Source organism: Mycobacterium sp. IS-2888, assembly GCF_001954215.1.
In the GTDB taxonomy this organism is placed as follows: domain Bacteria; phylum Actinomycetota; class Actinomycetes; order Mycobacteriales; family Mycobacteriaceae; genus Mycobacterium.
Window position 1 is genome coordinate 1 of the sequence record NZ_MBET01000037.1, and the last position, 1,209, is coordinate 1,209.

Here is a 1,209-nt window from a genome sequence, read left to right on the forward strand (position 1 = left end):
TGGCTATGGGTCGGTGGTTTCGGAGTTGACCAGCGCCCCGTGGGTGGGTCCGGCCTCGAGGTCGATGCTGGCCGCGGCCAGTTGCGGGGTGACCGCGGCGACGTTTTGGGCGGAGTTGCCTGCCGGGGTGGCCTGGGCCTGGGCGACTGCCAGGGCTTGTTCGGCGGGGGCCTCAGGCGTGGTGGTATTGGGAGGGGTGTCAAACGGCTCGAGCGCGGAGGCCAGCGCCGCGGAGGCCGAATAGGCATACATGGTGGCGGCGTCTTGGGCCCACATCTCCATGTACTGGGCTTCGGTGGCCATGATGGCCGGGGTGTTTTGGCCAAAGAAGTTGGTCGCGATCAGCGTCATCAACAACACCCGGTTGGCCGCGATCACCGGCGGGGGCACCGTGCCCACAAACGCGGTCTCGTAGGCTCCCGCGGCCGCGCGGGCCTGGTTGGCGGTCTGCTCGACTTGCCCGGCCACCGTCGAGAGCCAGGCCACATAGGGACTGACCGCGGCCAGCATCGACCTCGAGGCCGGACCCACCCACGGGGCGCTGGTCAACTCCGAAACCACCGACCCATAGCCACTGGCCGCGGTGGCCAACTCCGCGGCCAACTCATCCCATGCAGCAGCCGCCGCCAACATCGGCCCCGACCCCGGACCCGCATACATCAGACCCGAGTTGACCTCCGGTGGTAATGCGCCGAAATCGAGCACCTACGAACCACCGTGCCCGAACGGCATGGGTTTACTCACGCATCGCCCCCGCATGACGACATTCACCAAGTTGCTTTTGAGTGAGGCTAATCGGGAGGACTCCCCTGACCTCCCCGCCGCAGCGACCCGCCGCGGAACCGCCACCCTAACCTGTGCGGGACCTGAGACGGACGACGCGGCGCCCATACGCCTACGCCTCTCCGCAAGACCTGCCCACCACCTGCGGCAACATCCGATAACGTCTGCGACGGGCGGGAGGTGTTAGCGGCTCCACCGGTCATTGCCGCGGCATGTTTGGGCGGTAAATGCCTCGACCTGGGATAAAAATCCGGCCGCAGCTAAAGCCGCCGGCGCCACGTCGTTCGGACTAGGACGCCCGAAGGCGCGCCGGCCGCACGTGTGTGCGGGGCGCGCCTTCGGGGTGTGTGGTTTAGCCGGCGGAGAGGGGGCGGGCCATGACGGTGGGTTTGAAGCCGTAGCGTGGGCCTGCGCCGGCGCCGCGCA

At 68.1% G+C, this 1,209-nt stretch carries 1 protein-coding gene and 1 pseudogene; both read right to left on the minus strand.

The window, feature by feature from the left end; all coding sequences use genetic code 11:
* Positions 1-39: 39 nt before the first annotated feature.
* Positions 40-705 (minus strand): annotated as a pseudogene (locus A5745_RS06070) (PPE family protein); the annotation flags it as partial.
* 430 nt (positions 706-1,135) lie between these two features.
* Positions 1,136-1,209, minus strand: a 74-nt coding sequence (locus A5745_RS25180; RefSeq protein ID WP_139329418.1) for a hypothetical protein, incomplete at its 5' end; no start/stop codon positions are given.